General features: G+C 69.4%; 20 protein-coding genes and 1 pseudogene. 6 read left to right on the top strand and 15 right to left on the bottom strand.

Annotated features, from left to right (window positions below; genetic code table 11):
* Nucleotides 1-16 precede the first annotated feature (16 nt).
* Complete coding sequence (locus LXX_RS12160) at nucleotides 17-241, top strand: hypothetical protein (RefSeq protein ID WP_011187075.1); 225 nt, start codon at nucleotides 17-19, stop codon at nucleotides 239-241.
* A gap of 10 nt (nucleotides 242-251) precedes the next feature.
* Here the strand turns inward: LXX_RS12160 and LXX_RS12165 are convergent, their stop codons facing one another.
* Together LXX_RS12165 and LXX_RS12170 are read right to left on the bottom strand one after the other, a co-directional pair.
* Nucleotides 252-440: a hypothetical protein gene (locus tag LXX_RS12165; protein ID WP_041768616.1), complete on the bottom strand. Its 189-nt coding sequence runs from the start codon at nucleotides 438-440 to the stop codon at nucleotides 252-254.
* A gap of 343 nt (nucleotides 441-783) precedes the next feature.
* The gene (locus LXX_RS12170) at nucleotides 784-1,239 is read right to left on the bottom strand and encodes a hypothetical protein (RefSeq protein WP_011187076.1); all 456 of its coding nucleotides are present in this window, start codon (nucleotides 1,237-1,239) and stop codon (nucleotides 784-786) included.
* A gap of 896 nt (nucleotides 1,240-2,135) precedes the next feature.
* Here LXX_RS12170 and LXX_RS12175 point away from each other — a divergent pair.
* The 3 genes from LXX_RS12175 to LXX_RS12185 all read left to right on the top strand — a co-directional run bounded on the left by LXX_RS12175 (nucleotide 2,136) and on the right by LXX_RS12185 (nucleotide 3,804).
* On the top strand, nucleotides 2,136-2,549 hold the full coding sequence (locus LXX_RS12175; protein WP_041767959.1) for a DUF4383 domain-containing protein: 414 nt from the start codon (nucleotides 2,136-2,138) through the stop codon (nucleotides 2,547-2,549).
* Between the two features lie 31 nt (nucleotides 2,550-2,580).
* Complete coding sequence (locus LXX_RS12180) at nucleotides 2,581-3,087, top strand: hypothetical protein (RefSeq protein WP_223227666.1); 507 nt, start codon at nucleotides 2,581-2,583, stop codon at nucleotides 3,085-3,087.
* Between the two features lie 66 nt (nucleotides 3,088-3,153).
* Nucleotides 3,154-3,804, top strand: coding sequence for a heme oxygenase (biliverdin-producing) (locus LXX_RS12185; protein ID WP_011187078.1), 651 nt, complete (start codon nucleotides 3,154-3,156; stop codon nucleotides 3,802-3,804).
* Between the two features lie 15 nt (nucleotides 3,805-3,819).
* On the opposite strand, the gene LXX_RS12190 is transcribed toward LXX_RS12185, so the two are convergent.
* The 7 genes and pseudogenes from LXX_RS12190 to LXX_RS12215 all read right to left on the bottom strand — a co-directional run bounded on the left by LXX_RS12190 (nucleotide 3,820) and on the right by LXX_RS12215 (nucleotide 11,926).
* Nucleotides 3,820-4,173 (bottom strand): FHA domain-containing protein, encoded by a 354-nt coding sequence (locus tag LXX_RS12190; RefSeq protein WP_011187079.1) that lies wholly within the window; start codon nucleotides 4,171-4,173, stop codon nucleotides 3,820-3,822.
* Nucleotides 4,164-5,228: a transglutaminase-like domain-containing protein gene (locus LXX_RS12195; RefSeq protein ID WP_370558483.1), complete on the bottom strand. Its 1,065-nt coding sequence runs from the start codon at nucleotides 5,226-5,228 to the stop codon at nucleotides 4,164-4,166. Before LXX_RS12195 ends, LXX_RS12190 begins: the two co-directional genes overlap by 10 nt.
* A 398-nt stretch (nucleotides 5,229-5,626) precedes the next feature.
* Nucleotides 5,627-6,850, bottom strand: coding sequence for an Ig-like domain-containing protein (locus tag LXX_RS16985; RefSeq protein ID WP_141692937.1), 1,224 nt, complete (start codon nucleotides 6,848-6,850; stop codon nucleotides 5,627-5,629).
* Nucleotides 6,851-6,852: 2 nt separating this feature from the next.
* Nucleotides 6,853-8,304: an Ig-like domain-containing protein gene (locus LXX_RS14980; protein WP_223227667.1), complete on the bottom strand. Its 1,452-nt coding sequence runs from the start codon at nucleotides 8,302-8,304 to the stop codon at nucleotides 6,853-6,855.
* 2,215 nt (nucleotides 8,305-10,519) lie between these two features.
* A pseudogene (locus LXX_RS16990) lies at nucleotides 10,520-10,795 on the bottom strand (protein kinase); the annotation flags it as partial.
* On the bottom strand, nucleotides 10,771-11,190 hold the full coding sequence (locus LXX_RS13025; protein WP_011187081.1) for an FHA domain-containing protein: 420 nt from the start codon (nucleotides 11,188-11,190) through the stop codon (nucleotides 10,771-10,773). The pseudogene LXX_RS16990 and the gene LXX_RS13025, both read right to left, overlap by 25 nt.
* A 160-nt stretch (nucleotides 11,191-11,350) precedes the next feature.
* Nucleotides 11,351-11,926 (bottom strand): hypothetical protein, encoded by a 576-nt coding sequence (locus LXX_RS12215; RefSeq protein WP_141692938.1) that lies wholly within the window; start codon nucleotides 11,924-11,926, stop codon nucleotides 11,351-11,353.
* Between the two features lie 1,130 nt (nucleotides 11,927-13,056).
* On the opposite strand from LXX_RS12215, the gene LXX_RS12220 reads away from it, so the two are divergent.
* The gene (locus tag LXX_RS12220; RefSeq protein ID WP_141692939.1) at nucleotides 13,057-13,284 is read left to right on the top strand and encodes a hypothetical protein; all 228 of its coding nucleotides are present in this window, start codon (nucleotides 13,057-13,059) and stop codon (nucleotides 13,282-13,284) included.
* Between the two features lie 7 nt (nucleotides 13,285-13,291).
* On the opposite strand, the gene LXX_RS12225 is transcribed toward LXX_RS12220, so the two are convergent.
* Entirely contained in the window at nucleotides 13,292-14,593 is a 1,302-nt protein-coding gene (locus LXX_RS12225) for an ATP-dependent DNA helicase (RefSeq protein ID WP_041767968.1), read from the bottom strand.
* An 87-nt stretch (nucleotides 14,594-14,680) separates the two neighbouring features.
* Between LXX_RS12225 and LXX_RS12230 the strand changes: the two genes are divergently transcribed.
* A complete protein-coding gene (locus LXX_RS12230; RefSeq protein WP_011187082.1) occupies nucleotides 14,681-15,721 on the top strand; it encodes a hypothetical protein in 1,041 nt (346 codons plus the stop codon).
* On the opposite strand, the gene LXX_RS12235 is transcribed toward LXX_RS12230, so the two are convergent.
* The 5 genes from LXX_RS12235 to rpmB form a co-directional block, all read right to left on the bottom strand.
* Nucleotides 15,675-17,687, bottom strand: coding sequence for a cytochrome c oxidase assembly protein (locus LXX_RS12235; RefSeq protein WP_011187083.1), 2,013 nt, complete (start codon nucleotides 17,685-17,687; stop codon nucleotides 15,675-15,677). The two genes, LXX_RS12230 and LXX_RS12235, sit on opposite strands and share 47 nt — an antisense overlap.
* Before the next feature lie 131 nt (nucleotides 17,688-17,818).
* A complete protein-coding gene (locus tag LXX_RS12240; protein WP_011187084.1) occupies nucleotides 17,819-18,103 on the bottom strand; it encodes an HU family DNA-binding protein in 285 nt (94 codons plus the stop codon).
* A gap of 215 nt (nucleotides 18,104-18,318) precedes the next feature.
* The gene (gene rpsN / locus LXX_RS12245) at nucleotides 18,319-18,624 is read right to left on the bottom strand and encodes a 30S ribosomal protein S14 (protein ID WP_011187085.1); all 306 of its coding nucleotides are present in this window, start codon (nucleotides 18,622-18,624) and stop codon (nucleotides 18,319-18,321) included.
* 2 nt (nucleotides 18,625-18,626) lie between these two features.
* A complete protein-coding gene (gene rpmG, locus LXX_RS12250; RefSeq protein ID WP_011187086.1) occupies nucleotides 18,627-18,794 on the bottom strand; it encodes a 50S ribosomal protein L33 in 168 nt (55 codons plus the stop codon).
* On the bottom strand, nucleotides 18,794-19,030 hold the full coding sequence (rpmB, locus tag LXX_RS12255; protein WP_011187087.1) for a 50S ribosomal protein L28: 237 nt from the start codon (nucleotides 19,028-19,030) through the stop codon (nucleotides 18,794-18,796). Before rpmB ends, rpmG begins: the two co-directional genes overlap by 1 nt.
* Between the last annotated feature and the right edge of the window lie 50 nt (nucleotides 19,031-19,080).

The following is a 19,080-nucleotide window of genomic DNA, read 5'->3' on the forward strand; positions in this document are numbered from 1 at the left end:
GCGTACGCTCCCTGCTATGAGCACCCCCGATGACCAGCCCGGCGCCGCCCGCAAGAACCTCGAGGGCGGCTACACCGAGGCGAACGGCGAAGGACCGCACAAGCGGACCGTCCACGGCCAGTACACCGAGACGGAGGGCATCACCCCCGGCTCGGATGTCGAGGGGTCGTACACGGACGGGGAAGAGCCCGCCGACGCGCCCAGCGGCGACTACACGGAGGGCGACCCCCGGGAGCCCTGAGCCCCGGGAGTCAGGCGAAGCGCTTGCGGGCCTTCTCCTCCTCACGCTTCGCCTTTTTGCGAGCCTTCTTCACAGTCGGATCGTTCCAGAACGATCTGACGGAGCTGGCGATCTGATCGTAGCGCTCGCGTCCCGCGCGAGCGCCGAGGATGTAAGCGGCGGCGAGGAGAACGAGGACGAGAAGAGTCTGAGGTCGCATGGCGCGACGATAAACCCTGGCGGGCCGTCTGGGAAGGCCGGAGACGGCGTCCGCCTCCGGCGAGCTGAGCGCGCGCTTCTTCGCTTGGAACGTCGCGAGCGTCGCACAAGCGGGCCGCCCAGAGCGTCCACGCGGCCTCGGCCGCCGCCGATCGGTTCGCACTCGCCCGATCATCGTGCGGATGAAGGCCTCGCACACCAGCGACCCTCGGCCGGGCCGGCCCTTCGTCTCGTGGCGCGCTCACGCGCCACGAGACGAAGACGTGGGAGCCCTCGCGATCGCGGACGAGCCCGGAAGCACCCCGGGGACAATGCGCTCTCCGGCCGAGGGGACCGCGTAACGATCAGAGGTAATACCAGCTGAACCTCGCCGTGAGTCCTCCGTACCCGTAGGATACGATGCTGACGGTCATGACGATGTTCCCCCGGCTCTTCCCCCCGACGTAATAACATTTGACATACTGGAAGCCGTGCTTGGCCGGGCAGCTCTGGTCCGAACGGTAGTCGACGCGTTCGCCGCGCATGTCCAAATGGTCAGCGCCGGCGAGATGGACACCGTCCCAGTAGGAAGTCGAATCGGCATTGTTGCAGTCCGCGATCTGCCCACCCGATTTGCCTGAGTTGAACCACTCGCTGGCCGCGCAGTTCGCAAGTCGTTTAACGGATGTCGACTGCCAGGAGAAGTCTCCGGATGTCGTGTAAGACTCGTCGGCATGCGCAGCTCCGGCAGTGCCGGCGACGAGCGTGATCGTTGTGATGCCCGCGAGGAGCAGGCGGGAGAATTTGCGCGATAATCGCATGGTGTTTCCTTTCGATTGTGAGTGACGGGCTTCAGCTCGCCCGAACACGCTGAAGGGTAGAGGTCGCCGGGAAACAGCGGCAGCTCTCCCGGATGACATGTGCGTGAACAGGGTCTGAATCAGCCCTGACGCCGGGAGCGAGGAAGGGACGGCCGGTTCCACCTGCTCATCCACCGTCGCGGACGCTTGGGATGCCGGTGCGATGCGGCGGGGCCAAGATGATGAACGCGCATGAACCATCTCGAGCGACCGGGGTTTCATCCACAGCATGATCGGGCGCACTCTCTCCACATCCATGCATTTTGTTCTCCACAGCGTGTGGAGAACAAAAATGCTGGTCAAAAGCTTTTTCTCGCTCCGAAAATGACGGTTATCCCCAGAAAGTCTTGCGTTTATCCACGAGATTTCCCCGGTCATGACCATCTTTTCCACACGGTTATCCACAGGCAGATCGCTCGAGGGCGGCAAGCACGGCGTCCGAGGCATCCTCCCCACATCGACCCGGCACGCAATGATGCGCCCTCAGGCCGCCGTTCGCACTTCTGAGCACAGCGACTCGCCTCGCGAGCGCGGCGGGGCGCGGCGTCATCCACAGCTCGGATAACGGTGTGAATGACACGATTGTGTTTTCGCACACAGCTTCGAAAATCGCATCTGTGGAGCAAATAACCTGATCAAAGCACTTTTCTCTAAGCTGAGAATTCTGCGGTCATACACAGGTCGCGCGTATCCTCCACAGTTTTTCCGCATTCTTCCACGTGTTGTCCCCAGAGTTATCCACAGCTGCGCAGCAGGGAAGCGGCGGCTGCGGAAAGCGCCAATCCGATCGGCGGGTCCGCGTCGAATCCCTGATCGAGGTGGGTGGCCCGCCCGCCGTCGTCAAGGAGGAACGAACAATGCGCACATCACCGAATCGCCTCGTCGCCACCGTCTTCGGCGCCGTCTACCTGCTGGTCGGCCTGCTCGGCTTCGCCTTCACGGGCGGCGTCGGATTCGTGGCGACCCAGGGCGGGCTGATCCTCGGCATCTTCGAGGTGAACCCGCTTCACAACATCGCGCACCTGCTGATCGGCGCTGCGCTGCTCACCGCCGGCCTGGCGAATGCGACCGCCGCCAGGGGCATCAACGTCACCATCGGAGCCGTCTACCTGCTTCTGGGCATCGTGGGCTTCTTCCTGGTCGGCACCGCGGCGAACATCCTCGCCCTGAACACGCCCGACCACTTCCTGCACCTCGTGAGCGCGATCGTGCTCCTCGGTGTCGGTCTCGGCGCCGAGCGGACCGTGCGCTCCTCTTCGGCCACCGTCTGACCGATCGGGCCACGGCGCTCCCATGAGCAGGATGACGGAATCCCTTCCCGACGCTCCGGCGACCCGGGCATTCCTCGCCGCGGCCGCGCTGGGGGCCGGGCTGCTGCACGCGGCCCTGGCCCCCGGCGCACCCCTTCCGATGCTCGCCCTGCTGCTGGCCTTCGCACTGGCGGAACTCGGCTGGGCGGTGGCGACGCTGGCGCCCGATCGGCCGCCGCTGCTGCGCGCCATCCCGGCGCTGGCCCTCGCGCCGATCGGGATGTGGGCGACACTCGCCACGATCGGCGCAACGGCGTCCTCCGGCACAGTGCTGACGCTCCCGCTCCTGCCGATGGGCGTTGCCTCGCTGCTGGGCCTCGCCGTCGCCGCCACGGCAGCCATCGTGCTCCGCCGCCGGCGCCCTGCCGCACCCCACAGCGGAGCCCCCCGCTTCCTCGCCGCTCTCCTGCTCAGCGCCTGCGCTGTCTGCGGCGTCACTATTCCGGCACTTGGAGCCACTAATGCCGGCATCGCAGCGGTGATGGTCCACCATCACTGATGGTTGACGGAACCGAAGACCAGGGGACAAACTAAGGTTAACCTCAGTTGATCTGGAGACCTCATCGTGGCCGAACCCATCCCTTTCTCCCAAGCACTCCGCGAGCGCACCCGGACTGTCCACGAGGAGAGCGAAGGCGCGAGCTTCATGCAGGACCTCATGAGCGGTAAGGGCAGCCGGGAAGACTACATCCACCTGCTCGCACAGCACTGGTTCATCTACGACGCGCTGGAAACGGCCGCCGGATGGATGGCGGGCGACCCGATCGCCGCCCTGTTCATCACCCCGAAGCTCACGCGCCTGCCGGCCATCGAAGCCGACCTGGAGTTCCTTCTCGGTGAGGACTGGAGGGACCGCGTCCACCCGCTCCCGAGCACACTGCACTACACCGCGCGCATCCGCGACGTCGGCAGCAGCTGGCCGGGCGGCTTCGTCGCCCACCACTATACGCGCTACCTCGGCGACCTCTCCGGCGGCCAGATCATCCGCACGCTTCTGCAACGTCAGTACGGCTTCGAGACCAACGGGGTCGGTTTCTACCTCTTCGCCGAGATCGCCAAGCCGAAAGTGTTCAAGGACATCTACCGGGCCCAGCTCGACGCCGTGGACTGGACCGAAGAGGAGCGCGACCGCGTGATCGCCGAGGTCGGCCTCGCTTTCCGGTTCAACACAGAGCTGTTCGACGACCTGGCAGCCGCCAAGGCCGCGGCCGCCTGACCGGCCCGGGGCCGGTCAGCGCCGGCTGAGCACGAAAGACGAGTTCCCGAACCGCACGATTGATCCTGGGTCGACCTCGTGCCGGGTGTTCGGGTCGCACGCGAACGTCCCCTCGCCGGGGTAGGTGATAGTCGTCCCGTTCGCCGACCCGAGATCCATCACCCAGAAGACATCATCGTACCGGCCGAACGCCAAGTGCGTACGGGAGACGGACTTCGCATCGTCGGCCACCGTGATGAGTTCGACGGAGGCGGGGTCGTCGAACTCGGTTCCGGGCGTGTGAACCACGGGGTTGCGCCCCACGACTCCGCTCCCGCTGGACTCCACGCGCTGCCCGTCGCTGAACTCCATCACGAATGTCACTGACATCTCCGTCTTCCCTTCACACCGCTCAGGATGCCACGCCAAGACACCATGACTCTAACCCGAGTTCGCACCCCGTGCGCACGCAACAGACCAGACCGCGCCCGGTACACACCGGCCCAATAGGCGTCCACCTCGGCTTGCGTGGGCTCGTAGGCGTCGAACGCCACCCGGTCGGCCTGCGCGGCGAGCGCCATGACCTCGGCGCTCCGCGCAATCGCGGCGAGCTCCTGCCGCGTCGCCGCGCGTGGAACGGATTCCCCGAGTTCGGCGATCCGGTCACGCACCTGAGACCAGCCGCCGGTGAGCACGCGTTCCCGCCGGTCCTTCCGCCACCGCCGCCCGCGGAGGACTCCGCGCAGCAGCGCAGGCAGCCAGAGCGGTGCGAGCAGCGCAGCCAACGCGGGGCCGGCGACAGCGGCGACCCCTAGCACAGCGTTCAGGGCGCGCCGCCACTCGGGAAGCTCGGGCTCCGGCTTCTTGTCGTCGCCAGCCGAGCCGGTGGAGGAGACGGCATCGGGTCGCGGCGGCGGGGGCGGCGGCAGCACCGTCTCCGGCAGCGCGATCACCTCGGTGCTCTCGCGATCCTCATCCGGCGCCTCCCGTTCGGGCGGGTTGGGATCGATCGCCAGCCAGCGGCCGTCCGCGGTCCGCACCTCGACCCACGCGGTGAGATACGCGCCGGTCACTCGGTCGCTCGCCGGCTCGTATCCGACGACCACCCGCGACGGGAATCCGAGCTGCCGTGCCATCAGCGCGAGAGCGGGCGCGTACTGCTCGGCGTCGCCGACCATTGGCTCGGTGCCGACCAGTTCGGACAACCGGGCGAGGCTGTGACCGGAGCGGCTCGGCGGCTCCACCTCGCCGCCGTGGCTCGTGTAACCGGCGCGCAGCCAGGTCGTGAGCGCAAGAAGCCGCGCGCCCGGGGAGCCGTCACCGGCGTGGCGGCTGACCGCATCAGCCAGGAAGGGCGGGACGCTGGAGACGCCCGGCCCGGCCCCGGGAGGCACGGCCGCGGCGATGCTCGCATCCTCGGACATCCCCTCGATCACGGTCCGCATCGTGTAGCGCGTCCCCTTCCCGACCTCACCGGCGACCGCACCCGCACCCGCGGCGCTGTTGTATAAGAACCCGTCCAGCGTGATCGACTCGACAGCGCCCGCCGTGGGAAGCCACGGTCCGCGGTAGTCCTCGACGGTGACCGCGACGCGCGCCTGCCGGCCCTTGGACGCAACCAGACGAACCACGCGGAGGGGGATGCGCTCGTACGCGCCGGAGGCCGGATGGGTCCCCACGGCGAACACCCGGCCGTCGTAGTCGTCCAGCACGGCGAGCCGCAGCCGCGAACCCTCCGGCAGCCCGCCGACGCGCAGCAGCACGGTCTCAGCGCCGGGCGGCAGCACACTGTTGCGGTAAGCGACGAGCGGGCTCAGCTCCGCTCGCGGGTCGAACGGCGGTGTCACCGCGTCCCGGATGACAGTCCGGGACGCAGCGGCCGGCAGCACTGCGGCGATCCCGGAGCCCGCCCCGGCCGTCGCCGCGATGACCGCGGTCGCCGCCAGGAACCGTCTCGGCCGCGCCCGCCCACCGCGCGGCGCGCCGATGCCGCGCGTCGCCCAGAGCAGCGCCACCGCGGCGAACAGGACGCCGGGCCGAAGTACTCCTTCGCCGGCGTGTACCGGAGGGTTGTCTCATCCACCACCAGCGGCTGTCCGTCCGAATACGTCGCCGTGACGCTCGCCGCGTCCACGATCCGCGCTTTGCGTCCGGCTGTGGCGACCACATAGTCACCGATGCGGATCGTCAGCGGCTCACCGCTCGTCGTCGTCAGCTGCGGCGCGTCCGCCCGGCGCTCCGGGGCGGCGTCTTCGTAGCCCGGGACCCAGACGAACGCCGTCGCGCTGACGGACGGGTCATCCTTGCGCGCGACCGTGTACGGGATGACCTGGCTGAGCGGCCGCGCCTTCACCCGCAGCCGGTCCCCGGACACGCTCGCGGTCGGGAAGCCGCCGGGCACCCTCAGCGTCAGCGCGGAGGTCCCGCCCTCGCTGAAGGTCACCGAGCCGAGAGCGTCCACGGCGACGGTCTCCTTGCCGTCCACGGCCGTGAGAGGCACACGGACATCGGAGGCGACCGGGGCCGCCAGCGGGGCGTCCGCCCGCACGTCGAGATACAGCCACGCGCTGGCCGTGCCGCCGCGCGGGTTGCGGACCGTGTACAGCACCGCCACCGCGCCCGGCGTCGCCGGGGCCGTCAGCTCGATGGTCTTCTTCCCGTGCGCCGCCACCAGTCCGTCCGCACCCTCGGCGGCGATGACCGTCAGCGCGCCGCCCTGCGGGTCGCTGACGTTCTGCGTCACATCGACCTTCAGGGGCGACCCCGGCCGGACCGCGACCGCGTCGTCCACCGGAACGGGCGGCTGCACCGCTTCGGTCGGCGGCAGGACACCGACGCGCACGAGCCCCGTCGCCTGCGCATCCACCACCGTGTACTGGAACTCGTCTGTGCCCGCCGCGAAAGGCCCCGGCGTGGAGTCGATGGAGTCGGCGCCGACCCCGGAGACCGCACCGAGTCGGGGTGCGCCCGTCTGGCCGCTGAGCGTCACCGTGTCGCCGTCTGGGTCGATGCCGGTCAGCGGGATCGGGATGCGGACCAGCTCTCCGGCCTTCGCGTGGGCGGTCACGGTCAGCGGAAGGGGGGCCGGTTGTCCGACGCCGCTGCGTCCCGGACCGTGATGGTCACCTGGCCGATCGCGGTCTGCCCATCGGTCGTGGTCACCGAGTAGGCGGCCTTGAAAGTGCCCGGCTTGAGCGGGACGAGAAAGCACAGCCGGTCACCGGCAGGGAAAAGGACGCCGGCTCCCGGCGGCAGCTTGTCGACCAGCTCCGAGCCGAGAATCAGCGGTTTGCCGTCCGGTTGCGAGTCGTTCGCGAGCACCGGGATGTCCGCCACCTCGCCCACCCGCACCGTCGCTTCGTCTGGCATCGCGACCGGGGGCTGCAACTGCAGCGGGTCCGGTACCTGGACGACCGTGATCGTCCCGGGGGCGATCGAGCGCCCATTGCTCGCGGTGTACAGGAAGCTCACGGGTCCGGCGGTCAACGGGCGGGTGAGGGTGAGGGTGAGCCGGCTCTGGTCCAGCACGGCAACCGCGAGCTCGTCCGGGACGCCGTCCACACCGGTGATCCCCAGAACTCCGACGGCCGGATCGACGTCCCCAGCCAGCGCTTCCACCTGCTGCGTCTGCCGCAGCGAAGCGTAGACGGTCACCGGCGGCGTCACCGGCGGCAGGGTCGTCCCCGGCGGTTCGCTCAGCCGCAGCCGCAGCCGCACCCGGCCGCTCGCGTTCTGGTCGCCGTCGCCAGCGGTGTAGGTCAGCTCGTAGTCGCCCGCTGCCGGGGCGCGCGCGACGAAGGTCCCCGCCGCATAGTCCGGGGTGATCGTGACCGAGCCGCCGCCTGACTCGGTCACCCCCTCGAGCATGAGCTCCCCGGTGCCACCGCGCACGTTCTGCAGAGGTGCGACCGCGACCGGCTGCCCGGCGAACCCGGTCAGTGTGAACGAGCCGGCGATGATCGGCACCGTACCCGGAGCGCCGGCCGTGACCGCGAGGGAGCCGTTGCCCATCGCTGTGTCGTCAGACACGGCCAGCGGCACCGTGCTGAGTCCCGGCCGTGTCCCGTCATCGGTGTACTGGACCTCGCCCGCCGGGGTGAAGGACACGCGGCCGGGGGCAGACGCCTGCGCGTCGGCCAGGAAGATCGGGTCGCCGTCGGGGTCCACCCAGTCGTCGAGCACGGCGATCCGGGCCAGGGCTCCGCTCGCGACAGACGTCCGGTTCGTGCGCACCTGGACCGGCGGACTGTTCTGCCCAGGCGGCGCGATCGTGATGGTCAGGGTCGCCTCGGCCGTCGCTCCGTTCCCGTCGTCGATCGTGTAGCGCACGGTCTGCGCCCCCGCCGCCTCCGGCGTCGCCGTCAGCTGCAGTTTCTGCGCGTTCTCCACGATGTCGAGGCGCCCGAACAGCTCCGGCAGCGGCGTCACCGCCGTGATCGCGAGCGGGTCCCCATTCGGGTCCGTGTCGTTCAGCAGCACCGGCAGCGGCGTCACGCGCCCCCCGCGCGCCGAACTCGTCATCCTGAGCGATGGGCGCAGCGGCGACGCTGTCGATCTCCGGAGGCGTGTCCAGTGCGTCCTGCCGCGGGTGCCGCTCGCTGTCCTCCGTGGTGAAGTCCGCCCAGTTGTCGATGAGGGCCCCGTCGCGCTGGATCGCCCACGCCCGCCCGGTCGTGGCGTCGCCGACGACCGCCCGGCGTCCGTTCGCGAGGAGCGCGGGAGCCGCGCCGGCCATCCCGTCGAGCACGACGACCCGAGGGGACGACCCGCAGAGTTCGTACCCGACACCGCCCGACCAGGCCGCGTAATCGCAGCCGTCCACCTGCAACGGCCGCGCAGCGGTGCCCGTCGCCCGCGGGTCGTGCCCGATGACGGTGACCTCGCCGGTCTCGGCGTGGACGGCGAGAACCCCCTGCGAGTGGGCGATCAGCAGCCGGCCGCTGTCGATGACGGGCGCGGCGAGCCGCGCGGAAGCCGGCTCCGGGATGTGGGACCCGAGCCGCACCGTGCGCCCGTCCAGCCACAGTTCGCCCGAAGCGGCGTCGTACACCGCGGCCCGGCCGCCCACGAGCGAGACCTGGACAGCCCCCGTCTTACCCGTCCCGCCGCCGAATCGCACGGCGCGCGTCTCCGGCTTGGCCGCTGCGGTGAACGCACCGGTCGTGAGACGCCCGCTCTTCGCCGAATACCCGGCGAAGTTCCCGTCCGCGTCGGCGGCGAGCGTGGCGTCGGCCCCCAGGGCGTAAGCGGGCGTCGACTTCGCCCGGAACGACGCCACCGCGGACTCGGCGACGCTCCACACATCCCCACTCGCGGGCAGGTACACAGCGATCCGTTTCCCCGCGTCCACCACTTCCGGCAGTCCGCTCGGCAGCGGAACCGTGTCGGTGACCTCCGCGCGAGCCGTGTCCACGACTTGCAGGGTGTTGTTCACGCGGTCGTGGACGAGCAGCCGCGCCGGGTCCTGGATGAGGTCGGCCCCCGTCCCGCCCGCTACGACCGCCGCGCTCAGCGAGCCGATCTCCGTGTTGGCGTGGCCGACCATCCCGAGCGAACCGTTCGCCACCCACACCGATCCGTCGTCCAGCTCCGGTCGCTGGCGCGCGTAGCCCTCCGAGACCACCGTGACGGCGACGAGCCCGGCGACGAGCCCGGCGACGAGCCCGGCGACGAGCATTCCGCCGAGCACGCCGAGCATCGCCCGCGAGAGCCGTCGCATCGCATCGCCGCGCATCGCACCGCGCATCGCACCGCGGCGGTTCGACCAGGTGCTGACGGCCCGTGTCCACGCCCCCCTCATCCCGAGCACGCCGATCCGCTCGGCTGTCCGCCCAGGACGCCGCAGCACCGTGACCGTCACGCAGACCCGCCCCGACGCCGTCGAGACCGTGTAGCTTGTGACGTTCTGCGGCATGTCCTCCGCTGCACCGCCCGGGCCGATCACCCGGACGAGATAGCTGTCGCCCTCCAGCAGTCCGGGGTCGTCCCAGCGAAAGGTGACGGTTCCCTCTCCGGAGTCCGCGCGAATCGAGCCAACCTGCGGGATGACGCCGCCGCCCGCCGGAGCGGCGACGCTGAGCCCGACCGCAACGAGCGCGCCGATGACGACCAGCGACATAGCCGCGACGACCGGAACGAGCCATCGCCGCCGGGCGCCACCGGGAGCGCCGGGATTCGCGTGGGGCGTCTGCCCGATGCCGCCCGCCGCCGCCGTGGACTCCCCGGGAACCGGCCGGATGCGCCGCCCCGTGCGCCCCGATGTCGCCACGAACATCACCGCCGAGCCGTCGGGCCGCGTCCGCAGGCCCGACGTGTCCTCCGCCGCCAGCACCCGGACGGCCGGCATGTCGAGCACAGAGGGCCGCATGCCCAGCTCCGCCTCAGCCAGCTGGATGCCGCGCAGCACATCCAGCACCGTCTCGGGCCGGTGCGCCGGGTCTTTGCTGAGCCCGCTCGCCAGCAGCTCCTCCAGCGCCGGAGTCACATCCTCCCGCCCGATCGGCGGCGCGGGCCGGCGGCCCAGGACCCGGCGCTGCACGTCGTCACGTGTGTTGGCCTGCCCGGTAAGCTCGAACGGCGAACGGCCGGCCAGCAGGCTGTAGACCGTAGCGCAGAACGCCCACACCTCGGAGGCGACTGTCCCGCTCGTCTCCCCGGCCAGCACGGGCTTCCCGTAGGCGGTGATCAGAATGTTCGCCGGTTTCACATCCCGGTGCAACACCCCGCCGCGGTGCGTCGTCTCGAGCACACTCCCCACGGCCACCGCGACCTGCAGCACCTCATGCACGGGCAGCCGCTCCGTCCGGAATCGCTGGCCGTAAGACCCGGGGCAGTATTCCATCACCAGGTACGGCCGGCCGGCCGCTCTGACACTCGCCTCGTAGATCGTGAGCGCCGATGGATGCGCCGACAGCCGTGCCATGAGCGTCGCCTCCGACAGGAACATCTCCCGCACGTCGACACTCGACACTTCGGTCAGCAGCACCTTCACCGCGACCTCCCTCCGCGGCATCCCCTGTTCGTAGAGGTAGACATCCGCGAAACCCCCCCGACCCGATCGGCCGCACAGCGGTGTAGCCCGCCAGCACCGGCACGGGCTGAGGCAGCCGGGATGCCACGGCTCAACCCCACCGTCTCGAGGACGACGCCGTCGCCCAGCAGGATCCGAGCCCCGCGCGCCACCGGGATCTGCTCACCCGGACTCAGCCGGAACACCGCCCCGTTCGGCTGCTCGACCATCGTGCCGCCCGCGGACCAGAGATCGCGGACCAGCACCAGCCCGTCACCCGCGGTGAGTTGCGCGTGGGTCTCCTCCACCGTCCCGGTCCCGGAACCGACCGCGACCAGCGACGACCGCCGCTCGTCGGCTTCGGCCGGGAGCGAGGGGTTCCGGCCGACGTACGTCACACCGGCGAGCTCGTGTTCGACCGCACCGGTCGCGTCGGTGACACGGATCCGCGCAGGCCGGGGCGAACGGCGGTTCGGCGGGGCTGATACGCGGGCGCCGCAGCGAACCAGCCACCCACAATGGTCGCGTCGAGGTCACCGGGCACGGGAAGCGGCGCACTCACGACGGTGGCTGCGAAATCGGGCGGGGGAGGGGCGCGGGGACGAGGGGAGCAGGCATGCCGACGGGGATGGTCCGATCGGCGCTGCCGGTCTCCTGGCTGTCGTCGCCGCTCGGCTCGCCCTCGATCCGGGTCTCGCCGGTCGTGACGTCGTGATCCGCGAGGCGGACGCTGCCGAGATCCTCGGCGGTGGCCGGGTGGGCGTCCTTCTCTGCGAGGCCATCGCCCGCAGAGCCGTCACCCGTGGGGCCGACCGCCAAAAGGTCCTTGCCGACGGGCTCGCCGGCATCCTCCCCGGAGCCCTCCGCCTCGAACGCGTTCTCCGCGGGCAGCTGCGGCAGGCGCGCGAGCCGAACGACCTCATCGTATACGGTCTCCCCGAGCGACGCGTCCAGGACATCGATCTCGGCACCGGACACCAGCCCCAGTCGCACGGCGACCTGCCCGCCGATGACGAGCTGGATGATCCCCGATCCGCTATCCTGCAACTGGAATGCTGCGTCGGCGGATCGGTCGCGCGCGATCGCGACCATGCACGGAGCGCGCAACTCCAGGCCCCAGAGCTCAGACATCATACCTTCGGGTGTTCTGATTCAAGGACGCCACCGCCGACCGTCCTTTGATTTTGGAAAGGATATCAAATCAGTGATACCGGATTCCACACTGGCTACTATGGGAGAGACACCGCCTTCCGAGGAGCCGCATGTCCGCCGAACGCCCGATCCCCTCGACTCCAGGACGCCCACCCGTCCGAGCCACCCGCGCCGTCCCGGATGCGTCGACGCGCAAGCCGACCAGAGCGAAACGCCCCGTCGCGCTCGACGAGACGGCGACCACTGCGGCGACATTCGTGAAAACCGAGGCTGCGCACACAGCGGAGGACACAAACAGAGGTGACGCAATGGATGTCGCCGAAAGGGAGACCAGCCCCGGCCCGACGGCGACGGGCCCGTCTGCCCCGCCACCCCACGCAATCCCCGATCCCGAGCCCAGCCACGCCCCTCCGCCCCCGCCCACCGAGCCCGCGGCGGACATCGACCCACCCACCGGTCCCGCCCCGGCGTACGATCCCGGCGCCGGCTTCGCCCCCTGGTCCCGCTCCGAGGCCGCAGCCGATGACGCGCCCAAGCCCGTTGCCAGCCGCGAACCCGAACCCACGCTGCACCCGATCGCCGATCCCGGCCCCTCCCCGCAGCTCGACACAGCCCCGGATCCGGTGGCGCAGTCCGATCGGTCCCCCGAGCCTCACACCGGCGCGCCTCTCCTCGCCGGCCCCGGCCCCGCGGCCCCAGCACCGGCAGCGGACTTCTCCGGACCTGAACCCCTGGTTCGACTCGACCTCGCCCCCCCTCCCCGGCGTCACTCCAGAGTTCTCGGCCAAACCCGCCGCCGACCTCGTCTCCTTCCCGCCGATCCTTCCCCAACCAGAGGCCCTTCCCGAACCAGAGGCACCCGGCGTCCGCAACCCGATTCTCCCCGAGCCCCTCCACCTCGATCGCCTGGAGGCGTTCGAACTCTCCGCCCGCCTGACCCGTGCGGGTCTCGCCGACCTGCCGACCACGACAGCCGACGGCTTCCCCACCTTCGCCGAGCAGCCGCTTCCTCCCCTCAGGCGCTCCCTCCCCCTCGCGATGCCGGGGGCTGACCGCCCCCCGGCCGCCCCGTCGGTCTGGGATCGCCTGACGAAGCCCTCAAGGCCGGTGTCGTGGTTCGCCGACCCCGCGAGCAGCGCGCCCGACGGGTGGGGATCGGCCACAGCGCACGGGCAGGGCCCGGTGGAGCCATCTCCCGCGGCCGGGCCGCGCCCGCCCCTCAGCGGGCGACCGAACGCCCGAAGACGGCGCATCCGATCACACGCCGGACACTCCTGCTCGCCTCCGGAAGCGCCGCTCTGTTCGCCGCGCTCCTGACCGTCGTCATCTGGCTCCGGTAGCGAGGCCTCAGCCGGCCGCCGAGACCCGAGCCGGGCGGGCGTCCCGCATGAAGCGCTCGACATCGGGGTCCACTGCGATGTCGCTCGGACGAAGCGAGCGGGTCAGGTAGAGCCCCTCGAGCGTCGTGATGCGGCTCAGCGCGACGTAGGTCTGCCCGGGGGTGAAAGCGCGTGTCCCCAGATCCACAATCGCCGAATCGTAGGTCTTGCCCTGCGATTTGTGGATGGTGACCGCCCACGCCAGCCGCAGCGGGAACTGCGTGAACTCCGCCACGACGTCTTTCGTCAACGTCTTCGTCTCGGGGGAGTAGGTGTACTTGTATTTTTCCCAGAGGGCAGGCTCCACCTCGTGGATGTCGCCGTCCACGTCCACGTAGACAGTCGAGTCGATCCGTGTGACCGTTCCAATGGTGCCGTTGACCCAGCGAGGGCCATCGCCCTGCCCGACGTCGTTGCGCAGGAACATGACCTGAGCGCCGACTTTCAGCTCAAGAACGTCATCGGCTGGGAAGGCGCGTCCGCCGAAGTCGCCGCTGACGTCCGCTTGAGCGGTGAGCGCGCGCCCCGGCAGGCGTTCAAGCGCCTGTGCGTTGATGCGGTTGACGGTGTCGTTGCGCGTCGCGAGGGTGATGGTACCCTCGCTCGGAGCCGGGCGGGCGCCGGTCTCGTTGAGACGGTCGGCGATCTCCTTGGTGACCTGGCCGTGACGGACAGCGTTCAGCATGAAACGGAAATCCGACTCGTGCTGGCGGTGGACCTGAAGCAGCTCCACGATCTTCAAGTCCGCCTCACGCCACACCGTCGCGTCGAAGAACCACATCGACCGGTAGGTGTCACGGAAGTACACGCGTTCCTCCCGGTCTCCCGGCACCGGGGCCAGCTGATAGGGATCGCCGAACAGCACCACCTGAACACCGCCGAACGGCTCGGCGGTGCGCTGGCGGGCCTGGCGGAGGCTGCGATCCACCGCGTCCATCAGGTCGGCGTTGACCATCGAGACCTCGTCGACGATCAGGGTGTCGATCGTGTTGAGCAGTTTCCGGAGATCGGCACTCTGCTCGATGTCGTGATCGGCGACGACGCCGATCGGCAGCCGGAACAGCGAGTGGATGGTCTGGCCACCCACGTTCAGCGCGGCGACCCCGGTGGGCGCCGAGATGACGATCGATTTCTCGGTGTTCCAGGAGAGGTGGTTGAGCAGCGTGGACTTGCCCGTTCCAGCGCGGCCCGTGACGAAGACGTGTTCGCGGGTGTGCTCAATGAGCTCGAAGACGGCCTGCTGTTCGGGGGAGAGCGAGAGTCGGCCCATCCGAGTCCCTTCCGCTCGCGCCTGCCGAACCACTCTAACCCCCGCCGCGCCCGCGCCGCGTTATCCACAGACCCCTAGGATGGCTTCATGGGTGGGGAGGGCACAAGCGTCAGGATGCGCCCCGCGCTCCTCTGGTCGGGCGTCAGTCTCCTCCTGCTGCTGGCTTTCGCCGACGCACTCGGCGCCGTCCAGCGCACGTTCTACTCACCCAGCGGCTTCGTGACGAGCTACCTGGAGGCGATCGCCGACCACGATGTCCGCGCTGCCGTCTCCATGCCGGGAGCGGCTCCGACACCGGACGCGCTGAAACAGGCCGGCCTCCCGGAGAACGCCTCCCGTGAACTGCTCCGCAGCGATGTCCTCCCACAGCTGACCGACATCGCGATCGTCTCCGATCGGAAGCTGGCCTCCGGCGAGCACCACGTCGCCGCCCGGGCCCGGGTGGACGGCAGACCGGTGACGGCGACCTTCGCTGTCCGGCCGTCCGGATCGGTGCTCGGCATCCTGCCCACTTGGTCGTTCGCCACCACTCCGCTGTCCGTCGCCCGCATCGCCGTCGCCCACGCGGACAGCTTCACGATCGCCGGCCATACGCTCTCCCCGCGCGCCGCCGCACCCGGCCAGCCACCCGACGCCTTCACCCTCTCGGCGGACTATCTCGTTCTGGCCCCGGCCCGCTACGATTTCGGTCACACCTCGGCGTACTCGTCTGCCGCACCCGCTGTCGTGACCGGCGTGCCCGGTCGCGTTGTCGAGACGACCATCAACGCGCAGCCCACTCCCCGATTCGCGGCAGCCGTGCAGAAACAGCTGAACAGCTTCCTGGATCAGTGCGCGAGGCAACGGGTGCTGCAACCGGCTGGCTGCCCGTTCGGTGTCGACATCGACGACCGGGTCCAGGGCGCTCCAGCCTGGAGGATGGTCGCCTATCCCGAAGTCCGTCTCCATCCCGGCGCTACAGCCTGGACGATAGACCAGAGCGGCGGGGTCGTGCATCTCTCCGTGACCGTGCAGTCCCTCTTCGATGGAACGGTCCAGCAGCGCGAGTCGGACGAGCGGATGACGGTGTCGCTGACCAGCGTCACGATCCGGCCGGACGGGTCGCTGAGGATCGTGGTCGCGAGATAGGGGGCTCCTCTAGCGCCGCCCCGTGCAGCCGAGCCAGTCGTTCGTTGTACGCCTTCAGCTCTGCTTCGCCGGTTCGATCGGCATTGCGATCGCGCCGCTTGGTTTCGCGGTCATCGCTACGGCTCCACTGGATGGCGACGACGATGGCGAGGATGACCGTCGGGATCTCACCGATGCTCCAGGCGATCCCGCCACCGGTCTGCTGGTCGGCCAGGGGGGCGGCGCCCCAGGTGCGGCCCATCGCGCCGAACCAGTCGGCCAGCAGCAGCCCGTTCATCTGCATGATCGACAGTCCGAAGAAGGCGTGGAAGGCCATCGTCGCGAGCAGCAGCAGCAACCGGAAGGGATACGGCAGCCGGTACTTGACCGGGTCGATGCCGATCAAAGACTGCACGAAGAGGTAACCGGTGATGAGGAAGTGGACGATCATCCACTCGTGGCCGATGTGGTCGGTGGTCGCCCAGCGGAAGATCGGCGTGTAATAGAACGCCCAGAGCGACCCGGCGAAGAGAACGGCCGCGACAAGGGGGTTGGCGATGACGCCGGCGAAACGGGAGTGGACAGCGAGCAGTGTCCACTCGCGGCCACCGCGTGAACCATCGGTGCGCTTCTTGATGGCACGTACGGCCAGGGTCACCGGGGCTCCGGGGACGAGCAGGAGCGGCACAGCCATCGTCAGCACCATGTGGGCAGACATATGCACCAAGAAGATATATTTCTCGTAGACATTCACGCCGCCGCTGGTGACGAAGAAGAGGAGCACGATGCCGAACGTCCACAGGATGGTGCGGTGGACCGGCCACCGATCGCCGCGCTTGCGCAGCCGCCACACCCCGGCGAGGTAGAAGAAGAGGGCGAAGGCGCAGGCGAGCGCCCAGAGCAGATCGACGTTCCAGCTCGTGAAGAGCCGGCCGAAGGTCAGCTCGGACGGAAGCCTCTCACCGGTCAGAATCTCGGCGGGCGTCGGAGCCGACGCCCGCGTCTGAGGGACCGGCGTCACCGTACGGGCGAGGGCCGCGGCGACACCGGAGGCGACGCCCATGAACGCGAGTTCGGCGCTCACGATCCACCAGAAGGCTCCGCGCTTGCCGGTGCGCCGCAACCGGTCGATGAGGAGGCGGCGCTGCGTCACGCCGAACAGACCGAGCGCGACCAGAACGGCGACCTTGACAAGCACCAGGATGCCGTACGGTGTCGTCAGCTCAGCGAGCGTCCCGACACGCAGCTCGGCGTTCACATAACCGGAGACCGCCACGACGATGAAGGCGATGAGCGCGATCGTGGAGTAGCGCTCGAGCACGGCGAGGAGCCGTTCGCCATCGAGCGTCTGTTTGATCGCGATGAGCGTCGCGAGCCCGCCGAGCCAGACAGTGGCGAAGAGAACGTGCAGGCCGAAGGAGGTGACCGCAGCGTCGTGGCCGGCCGCTTCGGCGCTGTGGCCCTGCTGCGCCATCGGCACCACCGCAGCCATCGCCAGGAGGGTGACGAAGACGACCGCGGTCTGGTTGCGCACCGCGAAACAGAGGACCGTGGCGGCGGCGATGAGAGTAATGCCGAGCCAGGCCTGGCCGAGGGAGACGCTGGTGATGAACAAGCTGAGGCCGTTGGTGAAACTCCGATTGAGCGACCGCGGCACGGTGGAGACGCTGACGAAGGTGAACAGGCCGGTCACCGCCGCAGCGACCGTGAGGACAGCGGCGCATCCCGCCGCGACATCGAGCGCCTTCCCGTACTCGTCTCTGTCCGAGCTGAACGCGAAGCAGCAGAGGACGAGCGCGCCGACCGTCCCGGCCAGGCTGAGGTTGACTATGAGGGTCGAGAGGGGCAGACCCCAGCGGACCACGGCGCCCGGGTCGAGCAGCAGCGGGGCGGCAGCGCCGCCGCCGAACGCGAGAGCGGCCACCACAGCCGCGAGGGCGGCGAGGAGGAGCGCGGCGGGGCCGATCAGGCGGAGCAGACAAGACACCCTCTCACCCTACGGCGAGCGGGCTGGATGGCCACCCTACGGTGCGCCGCCGGCCTGCGCAGAGACCCGCGCAGACACCTCGGGGGCGGCGCCGCAGCTGCGACGCCGCCCCCGAGGCAAGCGTGCGAAGGCTACTTAACGGCAGCCTTGAGCTTCGAGCCCGCCGTCAGCTTGACGCGGTGGCCGGCCGGGATCGAGATCTCCTCGCCGGTCTGCGGGTTGCGGCCGGTGCGCGCGGCGGTCTGCGTGCGCTCGGCGGCGAGCCAGCCCGGGATGGTGACCTTGCCGCCACCCTTGACGGTGTCCGCGACCGTCGCGAAGAACGCGTCGACGACGGCGGCGACGGTGGCCTGGCTCTGACCAGATGCCGCAGCGACGGCGGAGACGAGTTCGGTCTTGTTCAGGTTGTCAGCCATTGGGTGTCCTCCTCGGACCTTATTGCTGGATTTACAGCTTCTCTGTGGAACGGCCACGCGGGCCAGTAACGTTTGGTCGGTCGACCGCCTCGAATGTATCAGACACCCCCGGAAACACGCGGATTTCGACGGGTTCCCCGGACGCTCGCCTTCCGGGGAGGCCAAGGGGGCGCCCGGCCGCAGCCAGACGCCCCCTCAACCGGTGTCGCTTTCGCTTACCAGCTGGACTTGGTGATGCCTGGCAGCTCGCCGCGGTGCGCCATGTCGCGGAAGCGGACACGCGAGATGCCGAACTTGCTGAGGTTTCCGCGGGGACGGCCATCCACAGCGTCGCGGTTGCGGACGCGAATCGGCGAAGCGTCGCGCGGGAGCTTCTGCAGGCCGAGACGGGCGGCCTCGCGGGACTCGTCGGTCCCATTCGGGTCGACCAGAGCTTTCTTGAGCTCGGCACGCTTGGCGGCGTAGCGCTCGACGACAACCTTGCGCTGCTCGTTCTTGGCGATCTTGGACTTCTTAGCCATTCTTAGCGCTCCTCTCGGAAGTCGACGTGCTTGCGCACGACGGGGTCGTACTTCTTGAGCACGAGACGGTCAGGGTTGTTGCGACGGTTCTTACGGGTCACGTAGGTGTACCCGGTGCCCGCCGTCGAACGGAGCTTGATGATCGGACGGACGTCCTGCTGCTTTGCCATTAGATCTTCTCCCCACGGGCCAGAAGGTCCTTGACGACGGCCTCGATGCCACGGGCGTCGATGACCTTGATGCCCTTGGCGCTCAGGGTCAGGGTCACGTTACGGCGAAGCGACGGAACGTAGTACGTCTTCTTCTGAATGTTCGGGTCGAACCGGCGCTTGGTGCGACGGTGCGAGTGCGAGATGCTGTGACCGAAGCCAGGAGTGGCTCCTGTCACCTGGCACACTGCTGCCATTGCTTTCTTCTCCAATACCGTGAGGCCGGACGGCCCCACCCAAGGTCACT

It is taken from the genome of Leifsonia xyli subsp. xyli str. CTCB07 (assembly GCF_000007665.1).
Taxonomy (GTDB): Bacteria; Actinomycetota; Actinomycetes; order Actinomycetales; family Microbacteriaceae; genus Leifsonia; species Leifsonia xyli_C.